Source organism: Methylobacterium sp. Ger2507 (genome assembly GCF_055231875.1).
This window is the reverse complement of record NZ_JBUYVC010000001.1, coordinates 3661477-3687851: the sequence shown is the minus strand read 5'-3', so window position 1 is coordinate 3687851 and position 26375 is coordinate 3661477. Positions and strand designations below refer to the sequence as shown.

General features: G+C 67.7%; 25 protein-coding genes. 15 read left to right on the top strand and 10 right to left on the bottom strand.

The genetic code is table 11. The features are described from left to right. Positions 1 to 281: 281 nt before the first annotated feature. The 7 genes from ACV7NL_RS17000 to ACV7NL_RS16970 form a co-directional block, all read right to left on the bottom strand. Positions 282 to 1145, bottom strand: coding sequence for an SDR family NAD(P)-dependent oxidoreductase (locus tag ACV7NL_RS17000; RefSeq protein WP_463356300.1), 864 nt, complete (start codon positions 1143 to 1145; stop codon positions 282 to 284). A gap of 13 nt (positions 1146 to 1158) precedes the next feature. Beyond that, a complete protein-coding gene (locus ACV7NL_RS16995; RefSeq protein WP_056183226.1) occupies positions 1159 to 1338 on the bottom strand; it encodes a DUF1328 domain-containing protein in 180 nt (59 codons plus the stop codon). A 74-nt stretch (positions 1339 to 1412) separates the two neighbouring features. After that, positions 1413 to 2732 (bottom strand): chloride channel protein, encoded by a 1320-nt coding sequence (locus tag ACV7NL_RS16990; protein WP_463357150.1) that lies wholly within the window; start codon positions 2730 to 2732, stop codon positions 1413 to 1415. 157 nt (positions 2733 to 2889) lie between these two features. Beyond that, the gene (locus ACV7NL_RS16985; protein ID WP_463356299.1) at positions 2890 to 4350 is read right to left on the bottom strand and encodes a deoxyribodipyrimidine photo-lyase; all 1461 of its coding nucleotides are present in this window, start codon (positions 4348 to 4350) and stop codon (positions 2890 to 2892) included. A gap of 418 nt (positions 4351 to 4768) precedes the next feature. Then, on the bottom strand, positions 4769 to 5881 hold the full coding sequence (locus ACV7NL_RS16980; RefSeq protein WP_463356298.1) for a TRAP transporter substrate-binding protein: 1113 nt from the start codon (positions 5879 to 5881) through the stop codon (positions 4769 to 4771). A gap of 210 nt (positions 5882 to 6091) precedes the next feature. Further along, on the bottom strand, positions 6092 to 7150 hold the full coding sequence (locus ACV7NL_RS16975) for a branched-chain amino acid ABC transporter substrate-binding protein (protein ID WP_463357149.1): 1059 nt from the start codon (positions 7148 to 7150) through the stop codon (positions 6092 to 6094). 287 nt (positions 7151 to 7437) lie between these two features. Beyond that, the gene (locus tag ACV7NL_RS16970; protein WP_247635745.1) at positions 7438 to 8619 is read right to left on the bottom strand and encodes a polysaccharide biosynthesis/export family protein; all 1182 of its coding nucleotides are present in this window, start codon (positions 8617 to 8619) and stop codon (positions 7438 to 7440) included. Between the two features lie 360 nt (positions 8620 to 8979). Between ACV7NL_RS16970 and ACV7NL_RS16965 the strand changes: the two genes are divergently transcribed. The 8 genes from ACV7NL_RS16965 to ACV7NL_RS16930 all read left to right on the top strand — a co-directional run bounded on the left by ACV7NL_RS16965 (position 8980) and on the right by ACV7NL_RS16930 (position 16039). Further along, positions 8980 to 10140 carry an alpha/beta hydrolase gene (locus tag ACV7NL_RS16965; protein ID WP_463356297.1) on the top strand — a complete coding sequence of 387 codons (1161 nt, stop codon included), beginning with the start codon at positions 8980 to 8982 and terminating at the stop codon, positions 10138 to 10140. Between the two features lie 88 nt (positions 10141 to 10228). After that, positions 10229 to 10783, top strand: coding sequence for a gluconokinase (locus tag ACV7NL_RS16960; RefSeq protein WP_463356296.1), 555 nt, complete (start codon positions 10229 to 10231; stop codon positions 10781 to 10783). Positions 10784 to 10804: 21 nt separating this feature from the next. Next, positions 10805 to 11650 carry an HAD family hydrolase gene (locus ACV7NL_RS16955; protein WP_463356295.1) on the top strand — a complete coding sequence of 282 codons (846 nt, stop codon included), beginning with the start codon at positions 10805 to 10807 and terminating at the stop codon, positions 11648 to 11650. A 213-nt stretch (positions 11651 to 11863) separates the two neighbouring features. After that, positions 11864 to 12766: a lytic transglycosylase domain-containing protein gene (locus ACV7NL_RS16950; RefSeq protein ID WP_056185221.1), complete on the top strand. Its 903-nt coding sequence runs from the start codon at positions 11864 to 11866 to the stop codon at positions 12764 to 12766. Positions 12767 to 13204: 438 nt separating this feature from the next. Continuing rightward, a complete protein-coding gene (locus tag ACV7NL_RS16945; protein WP_056185223.1) occupies positions 13205 to 14095 on the top strand; it encodes a helix-turn-helix transcriptional regulator in 891 nt (296 codons plus the stop codon). Between the two features lie 239 nt (positions 14096 to 14334). Further along, positions 14335 to 15192 (top strand): serine O-acetyltransferase, encoded by an 858-nt coding sequence (gene cysE / locus ACV7NL_RS16940; RefSeq protein WP_463357148.1) that lies wholly within the window; start codon positions 14335 to 14337, stop codon positions 15190 to 15192. Between the two features lie 160 nt (positions 15193 to 15352). Next, positions 15353 to 15565: a DUF3126 family protein gene (locus ACV7NL_RS16935; protein ID WP_055950709.1), complete on the top strand. Its 213-nt coding sequence runs from the start codon at positions 15353 to 15355 to the stop codon at positions 15563 to 15565. Between the two features lie 144 nt (positions 15566 to 15709). After that, on the top strand, positions 15710 to 16039 hold the full coding sequence (locus tag ACV7NL_RS16930; protein WP_056185226.1) for a DUF6949 family protein: 330 nt from the start codon (positions 15710 to 15712) through the stop codon (positions 16037 to 16039). Positions 16040 to 16167: 128 nt separating this feature from the next. On the opposite strand, the gene ACV7NL_RS16925 is transcribed toward ACV7NL_RS16930, so the two are convergent. Together ACV7NL_RS16925 and ACV7NL_RS16920 are read right to left on the bottom strand one after the other, a co-directional pair. After that, positions 16168 to 16854: a transglutaminase-like cysteine peptidase gene (locus ACV7NL_RS16925; protein WP_056185228.1), complete on the bottom strand. Its 687-nt coding sequence runs from the start codon at positions 16852 to 16854 to the stop codon at positions 16168 to 16170. Between the two features lie 252 nt (positions 16855 to 17106). Then, complete coding sequence (locus ACV7NL_RS16920; RefSeq protein ID WP_463356294.1) at positions 17107 to 17733, bottom strand: transglutaminase-like cysteine peptidase; 627 nt, start codon at positions 17731 to 17733, stop codon at positions 17107 to 17109. 355 nt (positions 17734 to 18088) lie between these two features. Here ACV7NL_RS16920 and argS point away from each other — a divergent pair, with 355 nt between their 5' ends. The 6 genes from argS (at position 18089) to tatC (ending at position 24611) form a co-directional block, all read left to right on the top strand. Continuing rightward, positions 18089 to 19837 (top strand): arginine--tRNA ligase, encoded by a 1749-nt coding sequence (argS, locus tag ACV7NL_RS16915; protein ID WP_463356293.1) that lies wholly within the window; start codon positions 18089 to 18091, stop codon positions 19835 to 19837. Between the two features lie 30 nt (positions 19838 to 19867). Beyond that, positions 19868 to 21400 carry an SPOR domain-containing protein gene (locus ACV7NL_RS16910; RefSeq protein WP_463356292.1) on the top strand — a complete coding sequence of 511 codons (1533 nt, stop codon included), beginning with the start codon at positions 19868 to 19870 and terminating at the stop codon, positions 21398 to 21400. Between the two features lie 234 nt (positions 21401 to 21634). Beyond that, positions 21635 to 22642 (top strand): beta-N-acetylhexosaminidase, encoded by a 1008-nt coding sequence (gene nagZ / locus ACV7NL_RS16905; protein WP_463356291.1) that lies wholly within the window; start codon positions 21635 to 21637, stop codon positions 22640 to 22642. A gap of 196 nt (positions 22643 to 22838) precedes the next feature. Continuing rightward, the gene (locus tag ACV7NL_RS16900; protein ID WP_056185242.1) at positions 22839 to 23096 is read left to right on the top strand and encodes a twin-arginine translocase TatA/TatE family subunit; all 258 of its coding nucleotides are present in this window, start codon (positions 22839 to 22841) and stop codon (positions 23094 to 23096) included. 115 nt (positions 23097 to 23211) lie between these two features. After that, positions 23212 to 23814, top strand: a complete 603-nt coding sequence (tatB, locus tag ACV7NL_RS16895; RefSeq protein WP_056185245.1) for a Sec-independent protein translocase protein TatB — start codon at positions 23212 to 23214, stop codon at positions 23812 to 23814. Next, on the top strand, positions 23811 to 24611 hold the full coding sequence (gene tatC, locus ACV7NL_RS16890; RefSeq protein ID WP_056185248.1) for a twin-arginine translocase subunit TatC: 801 nt from the start codon (positions 23811 to 23813) through the stop codon (positions 24609 to 24611). The genes tatB and tatC overlap by 4 nt, the downstream gene beginning before the upstream one ends. Before the next feature lie 16 nt (positions 24612 to 24627). Here tatC and ACV7NL_RS16885 read toward each other — a convergent pair whose 3' ends face one another. Beyond that, positions 24628 to 25380, bottom strand: coding sequence for a lysophospholipid acyltransferase family protein (locus ACV7NL_RS16885; RefSeq protein ID WP_056185252.1), 753 nt, complete (start codon positions 25378 to 25380; stop codon positions 24628 to 24630). A gap of 164 nt (positions 25381 to 25544) precedes the next feature. Between ACV7NL_RS16885 and xth the strand changes: the two genes are divergently transcribed. Then, the gene (gene xth, locus ACV7NL_RS16880; protein ID WP_056185254.1) at positions 25545 to 26354 is read left to right on the top strand and encodes an exodeoxyribonuclease III; all 810 of its coding nucleotides are present in this window, start codon (positions 25545 to 25547) and stop codon (positions 26352 to 26354) included. Positions 26355 to 26375: the final 21 nt, after the last annotated feature.

The following is a 26375-nucleotide window of genomic DNA, read 5'->3' as shown; positions in this document are numbered from 1 at the left end:
GTCTGCGCAGGATAATGTGTGCGGCATGACGTGCGCTTTCGCACAATTGTGCTTGTCTCCGCGGCATCCGAAGGATAAACCGCCATCGCCTGGACAGAAAAAAGGCCGCCCCGGTGAGGGAGCGGCCCGAAGTCTAGGGAGGAAACGCCCAAGAAGGGCACACCGCGGCGACGCCATCGCCGCGGTGCATGGCCACCAAATGCCATCCCGCACCGCACCATGCAATTGTCTCCTTGAGGGAGCGGCTATGCGTGCAGTGCATGAAATCCGCATCCCTTGCGCTAACAGGTCGCTCCAGGGCCAATGTCCGACCGGCCGAGCTGGCTCAGGCTCATGGCCCAGACCCGTTCCTGCAACGCCACGTCCTGGCCCCGGGCGGAGGTCGCCACCGGTTGGCTGCGAACGAAGTAGAGCCCCGTCGTGTCCGCCGTCTCCGGTGCCGTCGCGACATGGATGGACGTCGTAGCTCCTGAAGCCGGATCGGCCATGAAAGGCCGGATCAGGCGCCAGCCGAGGCCGAACCAGCCGCCGGTCCCCGCGGCGAACCCGCTGGCGATGACGCCGGGATGCAGGGCGTTGCTGGTGACACCGGTCCCGGCCAGACGGCACGCGAGGGCGGCACTGAACAGCACATTGCCGAGCTTGGCTTGGGAATAGACCGTGATAGGGCTGTAGCCTTGGGTATGGCCGATGTCATCGAAGGCGATGCGACCGCGCCGATGCGCCGCCGAGGCGACATTGACGATGCGGGCCGGCGCACTGACCTTCAGAAGATCCAGAACTTCGAGGCTGAGCTGCATGTAGGCGAGATGATCGAGCGCCCAGGTGCGCTCGATGCCATCTTCTGTCACGGCGTAGCGGTCGAAGATCGCACCGGCATTGTTCACGAGCACGTCGAGGCGCGGGTATCTTACCCGGACCTCCGCTGCGAGGCGACGGATTTCGGATTGGGACGAGAGGTCGGCCGTGAAGCCGTCGACCTCTCCACGCGATACCTCTTCGCGAAACCGCTTGATGGTCTCACGGACGCGCCCGGCGTCCCGGCCGACGATGCCGACCCGGTACCCAGCCCGGGCGAGGCCGAGCGCCGTTTCGGTGCCGATGCCGGAGGTGGCACCGGTGACGAGAGCGATCCGGTCCGGCATCGGCGCGTACGGACTAGAACACCGCCTGCCCGATGGCGAAGGCGACGATCACGATGATGATGGCCACCACCAGGAACAGACCGAACAGGATGCGGGCCAGGGAGCCGGCGCCCGAGGCAATGCCGGTGAAGCCGAGACCACCCGCGAGCAGGGAGATCACGAAACAGATGAGGGCCCATTTCAAAAGGGTCATGCGCAATACTCCAGCTCGCGAAACCGAGCGATAACCGCCCTGAGCCGCAAGCGTTCCGCCCAAGCTCGGCTGTTTTACGACGGCATCGGAGATGCGGGCGCGCTCGGGCGCCCCTCCGTGCCGTGCCGCTCGAGAAGGATGTGCGCCAGGGCGTGGTAGAGTCCCTCGCGGCAGACTGCCTTCGAGACCGCGTCGGCGATCAGAGCCGCCACCATGAGGGGGATCATCAGGGCATGGTCCTGGGTCATCTCGGTGACGATGACGAAGGCGGTGATCGGCGCCTGCAGAGCCCCGGTGAGGTAGGCGACCATGCCGATCAGGACGAGGGCAGCCACCGGCACCCCCGAGAACCACCCCTGGAAGGCGGCGCCGAGCCCGGCCCCGATGCTGAGGGAGGGGGCGAACAGCCCGCCGGGTATACCGCTGATCGCCGAGAACAGGGTCGCCAGGAACTTCAGCGGGGCGAAATCGACGTGGCTCGCCGCGGTGCCGTGCAGGAGGGCGCGGGCCTCCTCGTAGCCGGTGCCGTAGACCGCGCCGCCCGAGATGAGGCCGCACAGGGCGACTCCGAGGCCGCAGGCCGCCGCGAAGGCGATCGGGTGTCTGGCGATGGCCGCCCCGAGGCGTCCCGGCAGGCCGCGCGCGAACAGGATGACGATGCGGGCGAACCCACCGCCGGCAAGGCCGCCGAGAGCGCCGATCACCGGGATGGCGATCCAGCCCGGACCGAAGGGCAGGGCGGCGTCGGAGGTGCCGAAGTAGGTGTAGTTGCCGGTGAGCGCCATGGCGGTCAGCCCCGCCGCTACGATGGCGGCGACGATGAGTCCGCCGGTGCGCGCCTCGTAAGCCCGGCCGAGTTCCTCGATGCCGAAGACGATGCCGGCGAGCGGCGTGTTGAAGGCAGCCGCGACGCCGGCCGCGCCACCCGCCAGGATCAGGCCCGGAACCCGCTCCGGCGTCAGGTGACCGGCCGCCGCCATGATCGCGGCCCCGACCTGCACCGTCGGGCCCTCGCGCCCGGTGGAGGCACCGAACAGCAGCCCGAGGCTCATCACCACGATCTTGCCGATCGCGACCTTGAGCGAGACGAGGGAGCGGCGCAGGGCGACCTGCCGGGTCTGGCGCGCAGCGATCACCTGCGGGATGCCCGACCCCTGCGCGTTCGGAAACACGTCGCGGGCGAGCCAGGCACAGAGCGCGAAGCCGAGCGGGGTGAGGCCGAGGGCCACCAGCGGCGAGAGCGCCAGCACCTGCCGAAAGCCTCCCTGGGCCGCATCGGCCAGCCAGGCCATGAGCACCGCCGCCAGCCCGACGCCGACGCCGCCGGCAAGGAACAGCAGTCGATGGCGCCACACCCCGAAGGCGTCCTGCGTCGCGCCACGCAGCCGCTGCATCCCGGGCAGGAGTTTGGCAGGCAGGACTTTGGCAGCCAGGACCTTGGCAGGCAGGACCTTTCCGCGAATGAGTTTGGCGCGCAGGAGCTTTGCGCGCCGGGGGGTCGGAATTCGGAGCATTCGGTCCCGGAAGTGAAACGAGGACGGACGGCGAGGCTCAGGACGAGCCCTTGGCGCGGCGAGCGGAGCGCTCAGGCAAGGGCTGTACCTTCGCGTGCCCGTCCTTTCCCTCCGCCTCCGCCCGACAGAGGGCCTCGACGGTCTTGAGATACGCCTTGGCGTCGAACTTCCGAAGAGAATTCTCGCTCTGGTACCGCACGGTCCCGAAGATCTTGCGGCGGGCCCAGGGCCGATCATGCAGGCCGTAGACCCAGGCGACGTTGGTGAAGGAATTCGCGTCGCGGCCGTCGAGGAAGTAGCGGTTGTTGAGTCGCAATGTGCGGGCGAAGCCCTCCTCGGGTGAGGGCGACCATTCGAGGATCTTCTTGCCCCAATACATGCGCAGATGGTTGTGCATGTAGCCGGTCTCGCGCATCTCGGCCTGAGCCGCATTCCAGTAGACGTCGTGCGTTTTGCCCTCGGCGAGTTCCGTCTCGGTATAGGTCCTGGGACGCGGGTCGGCCGCGTGCTCGGCCAGCACCTTCCGGGCCCATTCGGGGACGGCGCGGGCATAGTCGTCGTAGCCCTCCGTATGATGGACGTGATTCATTGCCAGTTCGCGACGGACCACGACCTCCTCGACATAGGCCGTCTTGTCCTCTCGGCCGCCGGTCTTCGCCGCGCGCACCGCCAGCACGATCTCGACGGGTGAGATCTGCCCGAAATGCAGGTAGGGGCTCATGTGCGAGGCCGCCCCGGCTTCCGGGCGGTTGCGGTCGCTTCCGTACTGCGCGAACGGGCCGTCGAGATAGGCCGCGAGCCGCCGGCGGGCCTCGGTCTCGCCACCGGTGAAGCGGCGCACCGGACCCACCACGCGGTCGAGGCTCATGCCCGCCAGCACCGCGTCGGGATCGGCGATGTCGACCTCGGAACGGGGCAGACCCGCCCCGGCCCTGTGCTTCACCGTGCGGGCAGCGAGGGGCGCCACGTAGTCGTCGAGATGCTTGTGCAGCTTCGGGCGCAAGGTGCGGGCCGCGTATTCGTGCTTGCTCGAGACGACGTCCACCGGGACGACCACGTCACCCTCCACCTGTACGACTCGGGTCTCGACGGCGGCGGCGATCTCATCGTACCAGCGCTTCTGGATGGCGAGATAACCCCGGTCCAGAACCAGAACGGCCGCCTGCTTCGCGAGGTCAATGGCAATCGCGGCGGGCGAGGCCTTGCGCAGGCAGAAGCCGATGCCGCGTGCCTCGAAGCCCAAGGCCGCATCGGCGAGACCCTGGAGCAGGAAGGCGTAGTGCCGGGCATTGGCCTCGGGAAACCCATTGGCGCCGTCGAGCAGCCCGAAGCAGGCGAGCACGGGAAGACCGAGCCGGTTCCCCTCCTCGACGGCCCATTCCAGAGCCGGGTTGTGGTGGGCGCGGTTTGCCTGTTGCAGCAGATAGAGCACGTAGCGCCCGTCGCCGCGGGGCTCGACATCGTTGAGAATTCGAACCCGTCCCGCCTGTATCGCCATCGGCCGACACCCATTCCCGAATCGTGCTGAAAGATCGAGCGCCAAATCCATCCGGCGCCGGAGGCAGAAAGGCCCACTCGCGCGGAGGGCCGCTCTACGGAGAAGAACAGACGGAACGACGAAAGCTGAATTCGAACAGCCCGTTATCGTGTCTTCACTTCAGATCGTACCCGATCCAGGAAGCGAGCATTTGCGGCTGCTCAGATGCGACATTTTGGATACAGAAATGGAGCAACCGATCGCGCCTCGCGAAAAGAGACACGAGTGCTGCCCTATTCACCTTGCAATTCTCCACAGGAGGATCAGATTGTGCATTGCGGGAACGCGATGGCGTCGCGGTCCCGCTGCCCTCCTTGGGCGTTTCCTCCCTAGACTTCGGGCCGCTCTTCGGAGCGGCCTTTTTTCTGTCGCGCCCCCGTCACCCACGGGCGCGCGCCCGGATCATGAAGTTGTCGTAGGTGTATTCCGCCACCTGGAACCAGAGATATTCCTCGTTCCGGAACACCTTCATTGCCTCGTAGATCCGCTTGAAGTCGGCATTCTTGGCGCCGATGTCGCCATAGACGTCGTTGGCGGCCTTCAGGGCTGCCTCCATCACGTCCTGGGGGAAGGGACGCAACTGCGCACCGCCGGCCACGAGGCGACGCAGGGCCCGCGGATTGCGCGCGTCGTACTTCGCCTGCACGTCGGCATAGACCTGGGCGGAGGCAGCCTGCAGGATGGCGCGGTACGCCTTCGGCAGTCCCTTCCACGCCTCGGCGTTGAACCAGAGGTGAAGCATCGACGCCCCTTCCCAGAAACCGGGATAATGGTAGGTCGGGGCCACCTTCTGCAGTCCGAGCTTCTCGTCATCGTAGGGTCCGATCCACTCGGCCGCATCGATCGTTTTGGCTTCCAGGGCGGCGTAGAGGTCCGACCCCGGCGTGGTCTGCGGCACGACACCGAGCTTGACCAACACTTGGCCGCCAAGCCCACCGATCCGCAGCTTCAGCCCCTGGAGATCCGCCAGCGTCTTCACCTCGCGGCGGAACCATCCGCCCATCTGCGCACCGGTGTTGCCGGCCGGCAGGGCCACCAGACCGTGCTTGGCGAAGATCTCGCCGAACAGGTCGGCGGCTCCGCCCTGGAGCCACCAGGCGCCCTGGCCGCGCGCGTTGAGGCCGAAGGGCAGGGCGGTGGCGAGGGCGAAGGTCGGGTCCTTGGACGCCCCCAGGGTCGCCGACGCGTAGCCCATCTCGACCGTACCCGCGCTCACCGCGTCGAGGACCCCTTCGGCAGGTACGGGCTCGCCGGGCCCCGAGGGTTGGATCTGGAAGCGCCCGTCGGTGGCCTCGCTGACGAGCCGGGCCAGCATTTCCGTCGCACCGAACAAGATATCGAGATTCTTCGGAAACGCGCAGGCGAGACGCCAGCGCAGTTCTGGCGCAGCCTCGGCGCGCGCAGGCGCCCCCAGGAGGGATGCCGCGCCGCCAAGCCCTGCGGAGAGGAGAGCACGGCGCCCGGTGGAGGGACCTGCGGAGGATGGAGGCATGACGTCTCGCTGAAAGTTCTCGAATCGTCCCGTCGCGGCGCGTCCAGGCCGATCGATGGCCTGAAGATTCGCCGTTCACGAACCGATGAAAGGCCGGAAACGATCCCGAAACGTCAGAATGTCAGTTCCCGCCGACCCGAATGGCATCCTCACAGGGACGTTTCGACGCCATCAATCACGCCAGCGGACACGAGCTGATGTCCGTGAACACTATTTGGCGTACGTGAAGGTGCCGTCGTTCCAGACGTAGAGGACGTATCCTTGGGCGGTGACGTCGCCCTTGCTGTCGAAACCGACCGAACCGAGGACGAGGTCGAAGCGCTCCACGTGCAGGGTGGCGGCGATCCGCTTCGAGTCGGTCGTGTGGGTAAAATTGCCGGCCGCCACGAGGGCCTGCAGCGCGGCATAGCCATAGATCGTCGATCCCTCGGGCTCGACACCTTCGGCCTTGAATGCCGCGACCACGGCAGCGGCCTCGGGCTTCCGGCGCGGGTCGAGATAGAAGGTCATCAGCACGCCGTTGCTCGCTGGCCCCGCGATGGTGGCGAATTCCTGGGTGGCGATGGCGGAAGTCCCGAACCATTGCGGCTTGAAGCCACGCTCGGCCGAAATCCGCACGAGACGCCCCATCTCGCGGGCATCCCCGCCGTAATACGCGACCGCGATCCCGGCCTCTTTCAGGCGATCGGCGAGGGCGGCATCATCGGCATCGCCCGCCGCGAAGGCAGTGGCGATGGCCTCGTTGATGCCGATGCGATTGAGGTTTTCCTTGGTGGCGGCAGCGAGGTTGCGCGAGCCGGGCGTCAGGTCGTTGAGAATGGCGATCTTCTTGTCGCGGAACCGCTCGGCGAGGACGGTGGCCGAGAGCTTGGCCTGATCGTCATCGCGCCCGCACACGCGGAAGATCGTCGGCAGACCCCGGTCGGTGAGCTTGGCGGCGACGGAGGCCGCGGTGATCATCAGCGTGCCGTTGGCGGCATAGACCTCGGAGGCGGCAAGCGACGCGTTCGAACAGACGTGGCCGACCACGAGGCGCACCCCCTGGGTGGCGTAGTGGTTGGCCACCGCCACGGCCTTGTTGGAGTCGCAGGCATCGTCCTGCACGTCGAGAACGATGGTCTGGCCATCAAGGCCGCCCTTGGCATTGGCATCGCGAGCCGCGGCCTGGACACCGCGCAGGACCTGTTCGCCGACCGCAACGTAGGCGCCGGAGCGTGGAACGGCGACGCCAATGACCACGTCGGCCCGGGCCGGGGTGGCTCCGACCATCGAGCCGGCGCCGAGGAACAGGCTGCCAGCCAAGCCGCCCGCAAGCCCGAAGCGCCGGGCCGCGCGTCTGAACCTCATCCCGCCCCGTCTCACGCCTCGGTCGACCTCGCTGAAAGATAGAGGCGGATCGGCCTGCCGCCAAGGTTCGGCGTGCACCGGGTCCACGACCCGTTGCCTTCCGGCATCGAACCGGGCCTGTGCGACCCGTGCGCGATGCTGCACGAGAACGCAAGAGGGAGCTTCGGCGCGGGCGTCAGGCGGCGATGCCAGATGCCCGCAGCGCCACCTTACCGGGTGGTCGCGTAGAGGGAAGCGCCGGCCGAGACCGGCGCGGTGACGGTGGAGAAGACGGAGAGGACCTTCTGGACCTCGGTGAAGGGGGCGTTGGAGACGTAGACGAGATCGCGATTGCGCATGCGGAAGGCCTGGGTCAGGAACAGGCTGTTGGGGTCGCGCATGTTGATGCGGTAGACCACCGGCACCAGGGGCGTGCCCAGCAGCGGGCTGCCCGGCTTGAGGCGGCGCACCACCGCGGCCGGCTCGAAGCGGAAGATGAAGGTGCCCGATGGGTCGGCCTGGAAGTCGGACAGGCCGCGCGCCTTGGCCAGGGCCTGGGCCAGGGTGATGCCCTCGGCCTGGAACGGGATCTCGGAGGCGTTGCCCAGCGCGCCCACCGCCAGGAAGGTCTGGGGGTCGCGCACCAGGGTCAGGGTGTCGCCCGGGCGCAGGAAGATGTTCTCGGCCGGGTTCGACACCACCGTGGTCAGCGGCACCGTGGCGGTCTGCGGTCCGCGCGAGAGGCGCACGAAGGTCTCGTTGACCGGCGCGCGCACCCCGCCGGCGGTGGCGACCACGTCGAGCAGGCGGTCGCCCTTGCCCGAGAGCGGCACGCGGGCGCCGGCCACGACCTCGCCCGTCACCGTCACTGTCTGCGACACCGCCTTGGTCACCGAGACCAGCACCTGGGGCTGGATCGCCTTGCCGGCCAGTTCGGTCTCGATCAGCGCCTGCACGTCCTGGGGCCGGCGCCCGGCCACCTGGATGCGCCCGGCATAGGGCACGCTGATGGCCCCGTCGCGCGGCACCACCTGCTCGGGGATGAGGGCCGACTTGGAGCCGGCCGAGAAGCGGTCGGCCACCAGCGGACCGGAGAACAGGCCGCCCGAACCCGCTTCCCACACCGACACGGCCACGTAGTCGCCGACCCCGATCACGGGTTCGAGCGAGGGCCGTCGGTCACCGAACGAGGCCAGCAGGCTGTCGAGGGCGCGTCCGCGCAGGGCTTCGATGGTGGCCGCCGACAGGTCGACGATCTCGTAGCGCGCGAAGGTCCCCTCGCTCGTGGCGATGTCGGCCCCGTCCACCACCGCACCCGTCGTCGGACCGGCGGCCGGTAGCATCGACGAGCAGCCCGACACCGCCAGGGCAGTGCCCAGGGCGGTGCAGAGGGCCAGAGGCAGTGCGCGCATGCAGGATCGCCTGTCGGTTTCTCTCACAGGCTGCCTAGACCATCGCCGAGGTTCTGTCCGTGGCGGAGGGGTCACAGTCCAACGGCGAGCGCCCGGACCCAGCCTCTCATCCCCGCTACACACGCTTATCCCAAACAAATCGTGCAACGAGTAACATTTGAAAGAACAGGGCAATATACGTTCTCACCTCAAGGCGCAGGATCGATTTGCGAAACCTGAATTCCTGGCCCATCGGACTCTATGGCATCGCCGTTTGACTATACGCCTCCAGGCCTAGCGGATGCGGTCGCAGGGCCGGTCAAGCGACGACATATCTTCTATGTCCCGGGATACGACCCGGAGGGCAGCAGCCGCTACAGGATGCTGTTCGTCCGGGAACTGGCACGTTACACCAAGCGCTTCGCCGAGCCCAAGCGCGCGATCTCGCGCGCAACCCTCAGTGCGGATGGGACGGTGCAGAGCTGGCGGGTGGCGGCGCAGCCCGAGACACAGGGGGCTGAGACCACCTACGACGTGCTGCTCTGGGACGATCTCGTCCGGACGGACTTCGGGCGGCGGCGCCCCCTCAGCGTCGCCCTCCTGCTGATGGGCACGCTCCAGACCCTTGCATCCGGTCTGATGATCCGGTTCTACCGCCTGAACTGGAAGTACGGGAACGTCATTCTCTATCCCCTGGTGATGGTTCTCATCCTCGCTTTGTGCACGCTTGCCATCGCGACCTTCGTGCATGCCCATCTGGGGACGGCCTTCGGACACAGCCTCGGATGGCCGCTCTGGATCACCATGCCTGCGGGGCTTCTCATCGCCCTCGCGTGGATCAAGGCGATGGAAACGTTCCTCAACCGGATCTACTTCTGGCAGCTCCTGAACGACTGGGTCTTCAACTGGCAGCATGGCCAGGGCTGGAGACCGGATTACGAGCAGCGCCTGGACGCGTTCACCGACCATGTCCTAGCGCGCTGCGCCGGGTTGGTAGCAGGGGACGAGCCCGACGAAATCCTGATCCTCGGCCATTCCTCGGGAGCCATGACCGCCGTCGAGGTTGCGGCCAGGGTCCTCGCCCGCAACGGGCGACTTGGCACGGGGTCCACGACACTGGCCCTCGTGACCCTCGGCTCCGGGCTCCCTCTCGTGGCAATGCAGCGCAGGGCCCAGCGCCTGCGCGATGAGATCACGAGTCTCGTCACCTCGCAGCGCCTGGTCTGGGCCGACTTCCAGGCACCCCAGGACTGGATGAACTTTCCGGGCTTCAATCCGGTGACTCATCTCGATCTCGACTTGCGTGGTCGCCTAGCAACCAATCCCCTGGTGCGGTCTGCGCGATTCCGCGAGATCATCAGCGCCGAAACCTACTTGAAGGTGCGATGGCGCCCGTTCCGGATGCACTTCCAGTTCCTGCTCGCCAACGACCAGCGCGGCTATTACGACTTCTTCGCCATGACGCTCGGCCCGCAGCGCCTGCGCGAGCGCGTGCTGAGCCCGGTCCAGCCCGGGCTCTGCCCCGTCGCGATTGCGTCCTGACGCACCGCGAAAGCAGCCCACACCCGACCCGCGCAATCGCGCCAGAGCCTGCTAAGAGGCGGTTTCGTCAGGACAGTAAGGATACGCGATGGCGTCTCATCAGGCTCCGCCACAGACCCGACGTCCCAAAATCCTGATGGTGATGGGCGTCTCCGGCTCGGGCAAGAGCACGGTGGCAGCCTGCCTCGCCGAGCGCCTTGGCTGGGCCTTCGTCGATGGCGACGGTTTCCACAGCCCCGAGCACGTGTCCAAGATGCGGGCCGGCCACCCCCTCGACGACGATGACCGCGCCCCCTGGCTCGCCGCGATCGGGGCCTGGATCGATACCCGGATACAACAGCGTACACCCGGAATCGTAGTCTGCTCGGCCCTGCGGCGCGCCTATCGCGACATCCTGGTTCGCGGTCGCGACGAGGTGCGGATCGTTTATCTGGAGGGCGATCGAGCCCTGATCGAACGGCGTCTCGCGCAACGGCAGGGGCACTTCATGCCGCCGGCCCTCCTCGATACCCAGTTCGCGATCCTGGAGCCGCCGGGACCGGAGGAGAACGCGACGGCTGTCGGCATCGACGCGGCCCCCGAGGCCATCGTGGCAACGATCCTGGCCCGTCTGGACTTGGGGGAGGGCGGTCAGTCCTCCTGAAATCTCAACCCGAGCCTTGCCATGCCTGCTTCCTCCGACGCGCCCTTCTCTGTCGCCGCGCCTCCCGCCGCGATCGCCCTGGTCATCTCGGATGTGGACGGCACGCTCGTCACCTCCGACAAGCGCCTGACGCCGGCGACCCGCGCGTCCGTGCGCCGGCTGACAGCCGCAGGCATCGGCTTCACCATCGCGTCGAGCCGGCCACCGGTGGGGTTGCGATCCCTGGTGGCGGAGCTCGGCCTGACCCTGCCGATGGGGGCCTTCAACGGCAGCACCCTGGTCGCTCCCGACCTGACGATCCTGTCGGAAACGCTGATCCCCGCTGAGGCAGCCCAGGACGCGGCACGACGTTTCGCGGCGGCCGGCCTCGACACCTGGGTGTTCGCGCACGGGGCCTGGAACCTCACCAACCCGTACGGCCCGTACACGGACCTCGAGCGCCGAACACTCCAGACCGAGCCGAACGTGGTCGCGGATCTCGTGCCCCTCCTCGACCACGCCGCCAAGATCGTCGGCGTCAGCGCGGACGCGGCCCACTTGGAGGCCTGCGAGACCGAGATCGCCAAGGCGCTGGCCGGACGCGCCGAGGTCCACCGCTCGCAGGCCTACTACCTCGACGTAACCCCGCCGGGTTCCGGCAAGGCAGCCTTCGTCGAGGCCATGAGCCGCCATCTCGGCCTCGATCCAACCCGGATCGCGACCCTGGGGGATGCCGGCAATGATGTGCCGATGTTCAGGCGCAGCGGATTTTCAGTGGCGATGGGCAACGCATCGCCTTCGGTCCAAGCCGCGGCCAGTGCCGTGACGGCCACCAACGACGCCGACGGCTTCGCAAAGGCGATCGCCGATTTTATTTTGCCGTGCTGATCTCAAACGCAAGCCAACGACCGAACAGATCCGTGAGATCATTGGCAACATTGGAGAATCACTTCGGACACACTCAGTAAACCGAGCGTGAGCCTGTGTCGCGTGCGCCACAGCACATGGGGAAACGGCTACGCTCACCCCTTCGAGGCCGCTTTCCGGCCTCAATTGGCCCGGACCCTGACCGTCCAAGAAAAAGGACATCCGGGTCTCCGTATGAACCAGCGCTTCCTGATCCTCGCCGTCGTCGCGGTCGCCATGCCGTGCCGGCTCTTCGCGCCCGGCGAGGCGGCTGCGCAGGGGTCGGTCGCCCGCGACAACATCGATGCGCTGATCGAGGAGCAGGCCAAGGCCCAGGGGCTCCCATCCAGCTTCGTCCATCAGGTGGTGAAGCGCGAGAGCAACTACAATCCGAACGCCAAGGGCGGCAGCGCTCTCGGCCTCATGCAGATCAAGCACGCCACCGCGCGCGGGCTCGGATACCAGGGCGACGCGGCCGGCCTGTTCGACCCCCGGGTGAACCTGCGCTACGGCATCGCCTATCTGGCCGGCGCCTACCGCGCCGCCAAGGGCGATATCGCCCGCGCCTACGGCTTCTACAATCGCGGGTACTATTACGCCGCTAAGCGCCTCGGGATCGAGACCAACGTTCCCGACGAGGTCGAGGCGCCGAAATCCGGCGAGGCCTTCGGAAACGCCTTCGCGCGCGCCGACAAACCGGCCATCATCGCTGCCAACACCGCATTGGCCTATGCGCCGAGCCCGATCGCGAACGGGATTCCGACCGACCTCGTCGAGGTGCCGCTGCCGCCGCGCCGTCCGGCCTCACTCGCCGGGCTCGATGTCGCCGCCCTCGCACCAGCCGAAGCCGCCCCGTCCATCTCCTCCGCAAGCCCCGCCGCTGCCATCAGCCCTCATCCCGGCATCGCGCCGGGGATGACCCAGGCTGGAGCACAGGTGGAGGCCGCCTTCAGCGAGGCCATCGAGGTGCCGCTGCCGCCTCGTCGCCCCTCGGCGCTCGCCCTGGCTTCGGTCGGCCGGACAGTCGTGGTGGCCAAGAAGGTACCCGTGGCCGGAACGGTGCTCGAGGCCTCGGCGCTGCCGGTCGCCGCACAGTAAGTCGTCCCGCCGGGCCTCCCTGTCGGGCCTTTTTCGGTTCGGTCCGCGTCTCGGTCTCTCCGAGACTGGCCGATCCCTTCCCGTCCCGGCCTTGCGCCCATCTGGACAGGGTGCGCTTCCGCTGAGTGGTTCCCGGGCGGATTATCGACGTTTCCAACGGCTCCTTGACCGCTGACCGCTTGCGCCGGAGCACGGCCCGCCTCACATGGTGCAATGCAAAGTGGCGCGGGTCGGTTAGCTTGGTCGGATCCGATCGGCATCCCAGGATCGCTCCACGGGAGACACGCATCCGGTTGTTGGGGTTGATGTCTTCAAAGCGCCCGTTTGGCGCGTGATCGTTCCCGATCCGCGGATAAGCGTTTCGAAATCAACATCGTGTTGTGGCAATCTGCGCTCGGATGAAGGTCTGAAGCGCGAATCGAGGAAGCGGACGACGGCATGGCCGGGGCGGTAGAACAAGAATCGACCTTCCTGGCCGACCTGGGCCGGCGGGTTCGTCATGCCCGGACGGTGCGTGGCCTGTCGCGCAAGCTTCTCTCTCAGACCTCCGGGCTGTCGGAGCGCTACATCGCTCAGTTGGAGAGCGGCCAGGGCAACGTCTCGATCATTCTGCTGCGCCGGGTCGCCAACGCGATGGGCGTACGCCTCGACGACCTGATCGCCGGGCAGGAGACGCTGCCGGACTGGCACGTGATCCGCGACCTTCTGGGCAATGCTTCGCCCGAGCAGATCGCTCTCGCCAAGGGCATCCTGTCGGGCCAATCTTCGTCCAGCGGCGACTCGCCGCAGCCACGCGTCGCCGTGATCGGTCTCCGGGGGGCGGGCAAGTCGACCCTTGGCCGCCGGGTCGCCGATCGACTGGGATGGACCTTCGTCGAACTCAATGCCGAGATCGAGCGCGAGAACGCGCTCTCGGTGAAGGAGATCTTCGCGATCTACGGGCAGGAGGGCTATCGCCGCCTCGAGCAGGCCGCCTTGCGCAGGCTCACCGAGCACCCCGGCCCCCTCGTCCTTGCAACCAGCGGCGGCATCGTCGCCGAACCTCTGACCTACGATCTGCTGCTCCAGGCCTTCTTCACCATCTGGCTGAGGGCGCGCCCGGAGGAGCACATGCAGCGGGTGCGCGACCAGGGCGAGCTCACCACCACCGGTGACCATCCCTCGGCCATGCAGGAACTGCGCGCCGTGCTGGCCAGCCGCGAGCCCCTCTATGCCCGCGCTTCATCCGTGGTGGACACCTCCGATGTGCCCGTCGACGTGATGGTGGATCGCCTCGCCGAAGCGATCGAGGCCCGGTTCGGCAATCTGGATCACCGGCGCAGCGCCTGACGAGTCGCCTCCTGCTATCAGGAAGCGGGTGGACTTGATCGGCTGTGCCGGGCACCCCAAGCTAGGATGAGCTTGTCAGAGGCCGGTTTCGTCTGCCGGCCCCACGGATGACTGCAAAAACGTTCCCGGAGCGCCTGGAACGGGAGCACGGTCTGCCGGCCATGCAGCGCCAACTCGCGAAAGCCGGCGCGCGGTGCGCTCCGATCCGCCTCGACGAGACCGGTCCAGAGGAGGACCCGATGTCCGCCAGCCCATCACCCATCTCCCAGAGGGGCACCGAGCCGCTCGCTGTCTGCGATCCGATCTGGGCGCGCCTGCGCGGCGAGGCCGAAGCGATCGTTCGCGAGGCGCCGCAACTCGCTTCCTTCATCGTGGCGACCGTCCTCAACCACACCTCGCTGGAAGGCGCGGTGGCGCACCGCGTCGCGGCGCGGCTCGGGCACGCCTCCCTGCCGGCAGAGCTCATCGCCCACGGCTTCTTCGAGGCGATCACCGCCGAGCCGAGCCTAGGCCAGGATTTTCGCGCCGACATCGCAGCCGTGCTGGATCGGGACCCGGCCACCAGCCGCGCGATCGAGCCGGTCCTGTACTTCAAGGGTTTCCACGCCATCCAGGCCCATCGCCTGGCTCACTGGTACTGGACGGCCGGCCGGCGCGACCTTGCGCTCTATCTCCAGAGCCGGTCCTCGGAGGTGTTCCAGACCGACATCCACCCGCAGGCCCGGATCGGCCGTGGCATCTTCCTCGACCACGCCACAGGCCTCGTGGTGGGCTCCACGGCAGTGATCGAGGACGACGTCTCGATCCTGCACGCCGTCACCCTCGGCGGGACCGGCAAGCAGGGCAGCGATCGTCACCCCAAGATCCGTCATGGCGTGATGATCGGCGCGGGCGCCAAGATTCTGGGCAACATCGAGGTGGGTGCCTGCGCCCGGATCGCCGCCGGCTCGGTGGTGCTTCGCGCAGTGCCCGCCAACACCACCGTGGTCGGTGTCCCCGCTCGCGTGGTCGGCACCGCCGGTTGCGCCGAACCCTCCCGGGCCATGGACCAGCTCGTCGCCATGGACCAGTTCATCCACATGGCGGACGGCATCTGACGGCAAAGCCGGCCGGCGATTGCGGCGGCTTGCCCATCCCCCGGCGGCATGGCAAGCGGGGGCCAGCCCGGCCGAAGGCCGCGACCGGCTGGTCTTGCAGGCCGCCGCGCGCCGTCACACCGCCCGGATTCCCGAAATCTCAATGCGAGAGGCGACCAGCGTGAACAAGACCGACATTGTGAAGGTGCAGGATTACCTCCGCCGGACCTTCGCCAACACCAACATCCGCCTCGTTCCCCGTCCGAAGAAAGATGATTCGGCCGAGGTCTATATCGGCGAGGAGTTCCTGGGCGTGGTCTCGGTGGACGACGAGGACGGGGACCGCTCGTTCAACTTCGCCATGGCGATCCTCGACATCGACCTCGAGGATTGAGGCCTGCATTCCTGCCGGCGGGCGCTTCGGGGCACACCAGCCTGTGAGTGGATTTAACCCTGACGGCAGGAAACCCTTAACGTTTCGTAAACGACACGGCACAATGCGCGCTACATCGCCTCTCGATGGTGGAGCGTTCGCGTCATGACCCTGAGTCCCTCAGCCCTCGAATCTCTTCAGACCCTCTGCGTCGGACTCGCCCTGTCGGGCCTGCTCGCCAGCGCGTTCGAACTCTTCACCGAGCGCCGCGCCAGCTTCAGTCTGCTCGAGCGCGGCGGCGTCACGGCCGTGGCAGCCCTGCCGATGCTGGCCTTTGGTGCCCCCTTCATCATTCTGCGCAACACCGTGCGGGGCCGTCGTCTGGAACGCCGGCCGATCCCCTTCGTGATGATCGCCACGATGATCGCCTGCGGCTGGAGCCTGATGTCAGGCCGCATCGCCCTCGATCTCGCCCACCTGATCGCCGGCGTCTGATCGCCAGACATCCCGGAAGCGGTCCTTCATCCGAGCTCTCAGGATTTTCGAGTAAACACAGGCCTTCTCAACAAAGAAGGCCGCTCGCGCGAGCGGCCTTTTTTGCGTCGAGCGCTGAGGCCGCGCCGTCAGCGGTTGGCGGTAGCCACAGGCGACGCGCCGCCGTTCAGGGTGACCCAGGCAAGGCCATCCTGGCCCTCGCGCTTGATGAAGGTGTAACCGGTGCGCGGGCCGGACAGGACCGCATTGGTCTTGTTGTCGAGGATCAAGTCGCCCCGATCCGTCCGGACCATGAGGACCGCGTGCCCCTCGCCGATCTCATCGATCACCACGGTCATCCGCAGGGCCCGACGCGGCAGCCCGCGCTCCACCAGCATCCGCCGCTTGAGAAGCTGATAATCCTCGCAATCGCCGAAACCGTCATCTGGATAGTCCCAGCGGTCGACCACACCCCAATGGGCGAGGTCGGTGATCGGCTTGATCCGGGCGTTCACCCGCCGATTGACCCGGTTGAGCAGATCGCGAATGCGCGGCGTCATGGTGATGGTGGTCGGTTGCGTCGTGTCGACGGCGCACTCGCTAGGCATCCGACCGCAGAGAGCGGTCCAGGCCGCGACGGGTCGGGCGGGAGCGCCCTCTTCGAGGGCAGAGGCATCGGGCAGGGCCGCGACGGTCTGGGCTTCGGTGCTGGCGCCACCGAGCAGCAGGATGGTGCCGACGAGACCGAACTGCACCGTGCGGGCAAGGCGTCGCCACACGACGCCACAGCGCTCTTGCGGCTGTCCCTCGACGCTTCGCAGTATCGCGTGCCGCATGCCGGTCGCCCCGCCATCCCCTGGTAGAGCGACAAGGTTTGCACGGGAACGAGCCGGCCTCAATCGAAAAGTTAAACCCGAGTTAACACGGATGCTTCTGGGTTGGTTCCGTACAATCCGGCAAGGACTCGGCATGACATCGGCAGGCTCGGGTGGCCTCCACTGGGCCTTCGCCGATGCAGCCATCTTTCCACGATCTTGGATCGCAGGTCCGATCTTGGATCATGGGCTTCACATCGGAAAGCCCAGATCTCAGCGGTTCGCCGTCGTGACGGGCGAGGTCACCCCGCCAAGCGAAACCCATGCCACCGCATCGGCTGACTCGCGCTTGATGAAGACGTAGCCGGTCCGATGCCAGGCCAGGATCTCGCTGGTCTTGTTGTCGAGGATGAAATCGCCGCGATCGGTGACCAGAGCCAGCACGGCATGCCCTTCGCCCTTCTCGTCGATGACCACGGTCATCCGCATGGCCCGGCGCGGCAGGCCTGCCTCGGCCAGGAGCTTGCGCTTGAGGAGCTGATAGTCCTCACAGTCGCCCGCGCCATCCTCGGCGAGATCCCAGCGGTCCTGCACACCCCAGTGCTCCATGTCGGTCACGGCCTGCAGAGACTTGTTCACCCGGCGGTTCACCGCGGCGATGGTGGCCCAGGTGGCTGGAGTGAGACTGATGCGGTTCGGCTCGTTCGCGTCGATCGCGCATTCGGAGGCGTAGCGCTGGCAGAAGGCGGCCCAGGCCGCGAGGGGCTTGGCCGCGCTCAGGGTCTGGGCAGAGGGGGAGGGGGCAGGCAGCGCAGCCAGGGTCTGGGCACCGGCGGCACTCACCGTCGTCGCGGCGAAAGCCACGAGAATTGCCAGCGCGATCGTCTTCGTCCTGCCCATGGCGCCGCCCTCAAGTCCAACACCGCCATGGTGCCGCCCCGGGACCTGTCCGGCGCTGAAGTGGATGCGTGCAATTTTATCGATTCGCGGCCGCAAACGCGGCGCTCGCGTGTCAGGCCGAACGCACCGTATCGGCGATACCGTGAAACACTGCGTTCGCCCCAAGGAATCCGTAACCGTAACCGGACCCAGCACTGTCGCGCAGCCTGCGGGGCAGCCGCGCCGTGACACCCGGTGATGCCCTTGCTATGCCCCGACCCTCAAGCAAGCGGGCCTTATGCCCCAGCGGGGCATGCATGCGCCTCGCGGGGCCGGAACCAGGCTCCGAGCCCCTGAAGCGGATCCGAACGTCGCCATGAATATCTTCGCCACCTTCGAGGTCCGCGTCCGCGCGGCCGTGCAGGGCCTCATCCAGTCGGGGCACCTGCCCGAGGGCCTGGACCTGTCGCGCGTGGTGGTGGAACCGCCGCGCGACGCGAGTCACGGGGACCTCGCCACCAACGCCGCCCTGGTGCTGGCCAAGGAGGCGAAGACCAATCCGAAGGCGCTCGGCGAAACTCTGGCGCTCGCCCTGCGGTCCGATCCTGATGTCACGGAGGCGACCGTCGCCGGCCCCGGCTTCATCAACCTACGGCTTGCCCCGGACACCTTCCACGATGTCGTCCGGGCGGCCCTCACGGAGAACGAGGCCTACGGGCGCGGCACCATGCCGGGCGGCAAGGTCAACATCGAGTACGTCTCGGCCAACCCCACCGGCCCGATGCATGTCGGCCATGGACGTGGCGCGGTGTTCGGCGACGCGCTGGCCAACCTCCTGGTGGCGGCCGGCCGTGACGTGACGCGCGAATATTACATCAACGATGCCGGGGCGCAGGTGGACGTGCTCGCCCGCTCCGCCTTCCTGCGCTACCGCGAGGCGCTGGGCGAGCCGGTCGGCCCGGTCCCGGAGGGACTCTATCCGGGCGACTACCTCGTGCCGGTGGGGGCCAAGCTCGCCGAAACGCACGGACGCGCCCTCCTCGACCAGTCCGAAGCCGAATGGCTGCCCACAGTGCGGGCTTTCGCCATCGCGGCGATGATGGAGCTGATCCGTGCCGACCTCGCCCGGCTCGGCATCCACCATGACGTGTTCTTCTCCGAGGCCACCCTCAAAGAGGAGGTGCCCGTCCTTCTGGCGGAGCTGCGGGCCAAGGGTCTCGTCTACGAGGGCCGCCTGCCGCCGCCCAAGGGTCAGTTGCCTGAGGATTGGGAGGATCGCGAGCAGACCCTGTTCCGCACGGTGGATTTCGGCGACGACGTCGACCGGCCCCTGCTGAAGTCGGACGGCTCCTTCACCTACTTCGCCTCCGACATCGCCTATCACCGCACCAAGATCGCCCGCGGCGCCACCGACCTCATCGACGTGCTCGGCGCCGACCACGGCGGATACGTCAAGCGCATGCAGGCGGCCGTGAAGGCGGTGAGCGACGGCCGTGCCACGCTCGACGTGAAGCTGTGCCAGCTGGTGCGCCTGCTGCGCGCGGGCGAGCCCGTGAAGATGTCGAAGCGGGCCGGCGAGTTCATCACCCTGCGGGAGGTGGTCGACGAGGTCGGCCGCGATCCGGTGCGCTTCATGATGCTGTATCGGAAGAACGACGCCACCCTCGATTTCGACCTCGCCAAAGTCGTCGAGCAGTCGAAGGAGAACCCGGTCTTCTACGTGCAGTACGCCCATGCGCGCTGCGTCTCGGTGTTCCGCCAGGCCGCGCAGGCGATGCCGGGCGAAGATTTCTCACGAGCCGGGCTGCTGGGGGAGGCCGACCTCTCCCGCCTCACCGATCCGGGCGAAGTCGAGATCATGCGTCTGATCGCACAATACCCGCGCGTCATCGAGGCGGCGGCCGGGGCCCATGAACCGCATCGCGTGGCGTTCTACCTCTACGAACTCGCCTCGTCGCTGCACGGTTTATGGAACAAAGGCAAAGACTTGCCGCAATTACGGTTTATTAATCCTGACGACCGAAACTCCACACGGGCTCGATTGGCCCTCGTTGAGGCGTTGCGGGGCGTTGTTGCCTCCGGCCTCGCGGTGTTGGGCGTCACCGCGCCGGACGAAATGCGGTGAGGTGATCTCGGCGTGAAGAGGGATGCTGCCATGACGACGAACGCTTCGCGGGCGACGGTCGATTTCGACGCCTTTGCGCGGGATCTGCAGCAGCCTCAGGAATCGGCTCAGCCGCAGGCCGCTGCGCAAGGCCAGCCGCCGGCCCAGAATCAGGCGGCCAAGCCCGATCCACTGGCGGAACTTGCGCGCATCGTTGGCCAGGACGATCCGTTCCGGGCTCTGCTGCAGGCCCGGGACTCCCGGGCCGATGCTGCGGCCGCCCGTGGCCGCATCGAGCCCAGCTTCGTCGAGCGCCCGGTGCGGCCCCAGACTGCGCCTGTCCAAATCTCTCAAGGGCACATCTCTCAGGGGCACGCCTCTGAGGTCCGGGCATCACAGGCCTCCTCATCACAGCTCCCCTCTTCGCAACCGGCCTACCCGGTCGCGGCGCAGGCCTCTCCGACAGACGCCTTCGACCAGTATCTCGCCTCCGTCGATCACGGCGGCTATGCGAACCCACAGGGGTCGTATCCGGACGCGAACGCGGCCGAATTTGCTCCCAACGACGCCGACGAACGGGTCCGCCCCCTGGAGCGGCCGCGCAAGCGCAGCCGCCTCGTCTCCGTCGGTGCCGGTCTCAGCGTTCTTGCCCTCTGCGTCACCGGGGCCCTGGCCTGGCGCGGCCTGCACGGCAGCTCCGGCAATGGAGGAAGCGTTCCGACCATCCTGGCCGATACCGCGCCCTTGAAGATCGCGCCGCAGAAGGCCGATGGCGTCGAGATTCCGGATCAGAACAAGCAGATCTACGAGCGCACCGCCAAGGACGGCCAGATCCGGATCGTCAACCGGGAAGAGCAGCCCCTCGACATGGCCCAGGCCGCCCGCTCGGCCCTGGGGTCCGGCGAGGGTGGAGCGACGCCGGGCAGCGCAGCGCCGATGGTGCAACCGCCAGTGCAGCAGGGCGGCCTCTCCGACTCTCTCGGCGAACCTCGCCGGGTACGCACCGTCTCGGTCAAGCCGGACACGCCTCCGCCGCCGCCGCAGCGTGAAGCAGCCGCAGAAACGCCGGCGCCGCAATCGGTGATCCCGACCATGACCCTGCCGGGTGCAACCAGCGACGGCGGTGCTGCAAGCCCGTCCCTGCGCCAGCGCGCGACGCGACTTCCGCCGCCGGTGGCCGAGGCACCCGCCGCGACACCATCCGAGCCTGCATCGGCGCAAGCCGCAGCCCCGGCGCCTGCCCCTCGCGCCAAGGCACCGCAGCGCGTCGCCGCCGTGACGCCGGAAGCCACCTCCGCCATCGCGGCCCCGCCGCCCGTCGCGGCGACGGCACCGGTCTCTGGCGGCGGCTATACCGTCCAGCTCGGCGTCCGCACCAGTGAGAGCGAGGCTCAGGCCGCCTTCCGCCAGATGCAGGGCAAGTACAGCCAGCTCTCCGGTCAGCCCGCGCTGATCCGCCAGGCCGAGGTCAACGGCAAGACGATCTACCGCGTCCGCGTCGGGCCTCTCGGCAAGACTGAGGCGACAACCCTTTGCACGCAGCTCCAGGGCGCCGGCGGACAGTGCTTCGTGGCCAAGAACTGAGGTCTGGCACCGGATCGGTCGAGAGCCGGGCGCAGAGTCTGACGCCCGGCCCGGTCGGCTCGCAACTGCAACCGCCCTGTAGCCCTCGCGACACGCGCCCATCCTCCCGGGGCCACACCCCATTCCGTTCCATGCTGTCCGGCGCCATCGTGAACCGATCGCCCCGGTGCTGATTCGTCGCCAACTTCGCTTGCCGCCGTGCCGGCTTCACCCACCGAGGATGCGTCCCCGATCATGACCTCTCGTGCCCTGATCCTCGGTTGCGCCGGCAAGATTCTCTCGGTCGAGGAGGCCGCCTTCTTCCGGGACGTGGCGCCCTGGGGTTTCATCCTGTTCAAGCGCAACATCGGCTCGCCTGCGGAGGTCCGGGCGCTCACCGAAGCCCTGCGAGCCACGGTCGGACGCGCCGACGCACCGATCCTGATCGACCAGGAAGGTGGCCGGGTCCAGCGCATGGGGCCGCCGCACTGGCCGGCCTATCCGGCCGGACGGCGCTTTGGCGGGCTCAACGGCTCCGCCGCAACCATCGCGCATCTCGGCGCCCGGCTCATGGCGCACGATCTGGCCAGCGTCGGCATCAATGTCGATTGCGCCCCCGTGCTCGACGTGCCGGTGGCCGGCGCCCACGATGTGATCGGCGATCGCGCCTACGACACCGCCCCCGAGCGCGTGGCCGAGATCGGCCGGGCCGTGGCCGAGGGCCTGATGCAGGGCGGCGTCCTGCCGGTGATGAAGCACATTCCCGGTCACGGCCGCGCGGGCTGCGACAGCCACAAGGGCCTTCCCGTGGTGGAAGCGGATCTCGCCACCTTGAGCGCGCAGGATTTCGTGCCGTTCCGGGCGCTCGCCGATCTGCCCATGGCGATGAGCGCCCACGTGGTCCTGACGGCCCTCGACGCCACCCATCCGGCGACGCAATCCGCCATCGTGATCCGCGACATCATCCGCGGAGCCATCGGCTTCGACGGCCTGCTGATGACGGACGACCTGTCGATGCAGGCGCTCCAAGGCAGTTTCCGGGCCCGCACGGAAGCGTGCTTTGCCGCCGGGATCGACGTCGGGCTGCACTGCAACGGCGACCCGGACGAGATGCGCGGCGTTGCCGAGGGCGCCCCGCTCCTGGCCGGCGAAGCCCTGCGCCGGGCGGATGCGGCCCTGGCCCGCCTCCCAGCCAGCACCGACGCGTTCGACGTGCATGAGGCCCGCGCCCGCTTCGAGGCGGCCCTGGCGCTGGCAGCCTGATCACGAGACTTCCCCCGATGTCTGGTCTATGCACCGGATGCGGGCCGAGATCTTGCATGCCCGCGATGCGGCGATCGGAACGGACCGAGAGTCACCCGCACTTCTTGTGCTCCGGGTGCCCGATCCTTAGGTTCGCCCTCAATCGACACACGAGACGGCGACGCGCAGCGTTCAGGCTGCGGCGCGGGAGGTTGCCATGGGCAGCATGAGTATCTGGCACTGGATCATCGTCGCCGGCATCGTGATGCTGCTGTTCGGCCGCGGCAAGATCTCGGACCTGATGGGCGACGTCGCCAAGGGTATCAAGGCCTTCAAGAAGGGCATGGCCGAGGACGAGACGCCGACCACCACAGCGGTTCCGCCGCCGAGCGCGGGCGAGCCGGTGCGTACGCTGCCGCATCAGGGCGAGCCGGCGACCGCCAATACGGTGGCGGCCGATCGCAAGGTCGTCTGACGCCCGACACGAAGAGGGCGCTGCGGCCGATCAAAGGTCTGGCGGAACGCGCCACGACCTGCGATGGGCAGCGCGCCGTTGATGGGCAGCGCACGGCCGCGGGACAGTCGACACCATGTTGGACATGAGTTGGGGCGAGGTGATGCTGATCGGCGGCGTCGCCCTCATCGTCATCGGCCCGAAGGATCTGCCCAAGGCCCTGCGCACGGTCGGTCAGATCACGGGCAAGATGCGGCGCATGGCCGGAGAGTTTCAGTCGCAGTTCAACGAGGCGATTCGCGAGGCGGAGTTCGACGAGATCCGTCGCGAGGTGGACGGCGTCAAGAAGTCCGCCAGCACGATGGGGCCGACCTTCAACCCCGTCCAGACCATCCGCGACGAACTGAAGGGTGCGGTCGACGGCCGGACCGAGACGAAGGTGACGTCCTCGCCTACGCAGGGGCTCGCCAACGTGGCGGATCAACTGGCCGAGCGCGAGAACAGCATCCAGGCCCCTGTCCCGCACGAGGTCGGTCCGGTGGAATCGCTCCCGGACCTGCCACCGCGGCCTGCCTCGATGGCCAAGGAGGCCCCAGCCTCGACGCAGACCTCGACCCATGCCTGGACCGCCGACCCGCTAAGTTCCACCACGCCCTCCATCACACCCGCCGATCCGCCTCCCACCGAGCCTTCTCGACCAGAGACGCCGGCCAAACCGCAGCTTGATTCCGGCAGATGATCAACGAGACCGACGACGCCGAGATCGAAGCCTCGCGGGCCCCGCTCCTCGACCACCTCATCGAACTAAGGTCGCGGCTGATCAAGTCGCTGGCCGCCTTCGTGGTGATGTTCTTCGGGTGCTTCTTCTTTTCGCGGCACATCTACAACATTCTCGTCTACCCCTACGTCTCGGTGGTCGGTGTCGAGAACGCCAAGCTTATCGCGACGCACTTCCTCGAGCAGGTCTTCACCAACATCAAGCTCAGCGTCTTCGGGGCCGGCTTCCTGGCCTTCCCGGTGATCGCCACCCAGGTCTACGCCTTCGTGGCCCCGGGCCTCTACCGCAACGAGCGTCAGGCCTTCCTGCCCTACCTCGTGGCGACGCCGGTGTTCTTCATCCTCGGCGCACTGGTGGTGTTCTTCCTGGCGATGCCGCTGCTGATCCAATTCTCGGTTTCGCTGCAGCAGATCGGGCAGCCGGGCGAGGCGACGATCGCCCTCCTGCCGAAGGTGGACGAGTACCTCTCGCTCATCATGACGCTGATCTTCGCCTTCGGCATCGCGTTCCAGCTGCCGGTAATCCTGACCCTGCTCGGGCAGATCGGCGTGATCGACACGGCGTTCCTGCGCGAAAAGCGCCGTTACGCCATCGTCCTCGTCTTCGTGGCCGCCGCCATCCTGACGCCGCCGGACGTGATCTCGCAGCTCTCCCTGGCGATCCCCATGCTGCTGCTTTACGAGGCCTCGATCTTCTCTGTGGCCCGCGTCGAGCGCCGTCGCACCGCCCGGCGCAAGGCCGAGGGCCTGGAGCCCTAGGGCATTCGCCCGCGCCTTACGAGGCCTCGGCGCTCGCCATCGTCATCGCCGAGGCCCCCGATGTCCGCCAGCGGTTCAGCTCGGCATCGATCGCCCCTTGCGTGCCACGCATGAACTCGGCGCCTGTCAGGCCGGGGGGCAGGGGAGCCAGGTAGCTCACCGTCACGGTCCCAGGGCTGTGGCGGGCGCCGCCGTGAGGCCAGAACAGACCGGAATTCACCGCCACCGGCAGCACACTGAGCCCCAGCTTGGCGTAGAGCAGTTCGACGCCGCGCTTGAACTGGACGGGCTCGTCGATGCCGCCGCGGGTGCCCTCGGGAAACATCAGCACCGAACGTCCTTGCGCGATCGCCGCGCGACTCTCGTCGATCATCACCCGGAGGGCCTGGGTGCCGTTGGCCCGGTCGATGATGATCATCGGCGAGCGACGCAGGAACCATCCGACGATGGGGATGGCCACCAGTTCGCGCTTGGCCACGATGGCAACGTTCGGCACCAGAACGAGGAAGGCCAGGGTCTCCCAGGCGGACTGATGGTTGGCCACGATGAGGCAGGGCTCGGCCGGGATGCGGCTGCGGCCTTCCTCGACGTAGGTCAGCCCGATGATGCGGGCGAGGCCGAATAGGATCCCGCGCGACCACAGGCGGGTGAAGGCGCGGATGGGCCGTGCCGGTGCGCCCAGAAGGGCAAGCACCGCCAGCGGCAGGATGAACAGGGCGGTCCAGCCGGCCCAGTAGGCATTGAAAAGCGCGGAACGGATGCGCGACACGTGACAATCCCTCGATCTCGCCCGACGCGCGATCCCTCGCGGATCATGAGCCTCTGGCGCGGCATTTCCCCGGCGACGGCGGCGGCGATCCGGTCTATGCCGGCCCGCCGCCGTCGCGCGGACGATCCTTTAAACACTTTCCAGTTTCACGCGAGCCGAACGCCGTGCGCCTGACCGTCACCTCCTGGAACATCAACTCGGTGCGGCTGCGCATCGATTCGGTTCTGCGCTTCCTGGCGGAGGCGCAGCCAGACGTGCTCTGCCTGCAGGAGACAAAGTGCCCGGACGACGCGTTTCCGCTGAAGGCCCTGCGCGGGTCGGGCTACGAACACGTCGTGTTCGCCGGTCAGAAGGGCTATAACGGCGTCGCGATCCTGTCGCGCTTCCCGCTCGTCGCCCGTGACGTCATGGCCTTCTGCGAGCGCCAGGATGCGCGCCACATCTCGGCCATGCTGGGGCCGGAGGCCGGGAAGGCAGCGGGGATCGTGTTGCACGATTTCTACGTGCCGGCCGGGGGCGACGTGCCGGACCGCGCCCTCAACCCGAAATTCGCGCACAAGCTCGATTTTCTGGACGCCTTGCGCGCCTGGGGGGGCCGGCGGGGCAGCGGCCCGGCGATCCTGGTGGGGGATCTGAACGTGGCTCCGCTGGAGCACGATGTCTGGTCCCACAGACAGCTCCTCGACGTGGTGAGCCACACGCCCATCGAGACCGAGCGGCTGGAGACCCTGCGGGGAGAAGCGGGCTGGATCGACACCGCCCGCCTGCTCGTTCCGGAGCCGACGAAGATCTATACGTGGTGGAGCTATCGCTCCCCCGACTGGGCGGCGGCCGACAAGGGCCGGCGCCTCGACCATGCCTGGGTCTCCCCGGACCTGGCCGGGACAGTCCGCGACCTGACGGTGGCGCGCCATGTCCGGGGCTGGGAGCGGCCCTCCGATCATGCGCCGGTGACACTGACCCTGCACCTGTAAGCGGGCAGCCCCATCGGCATG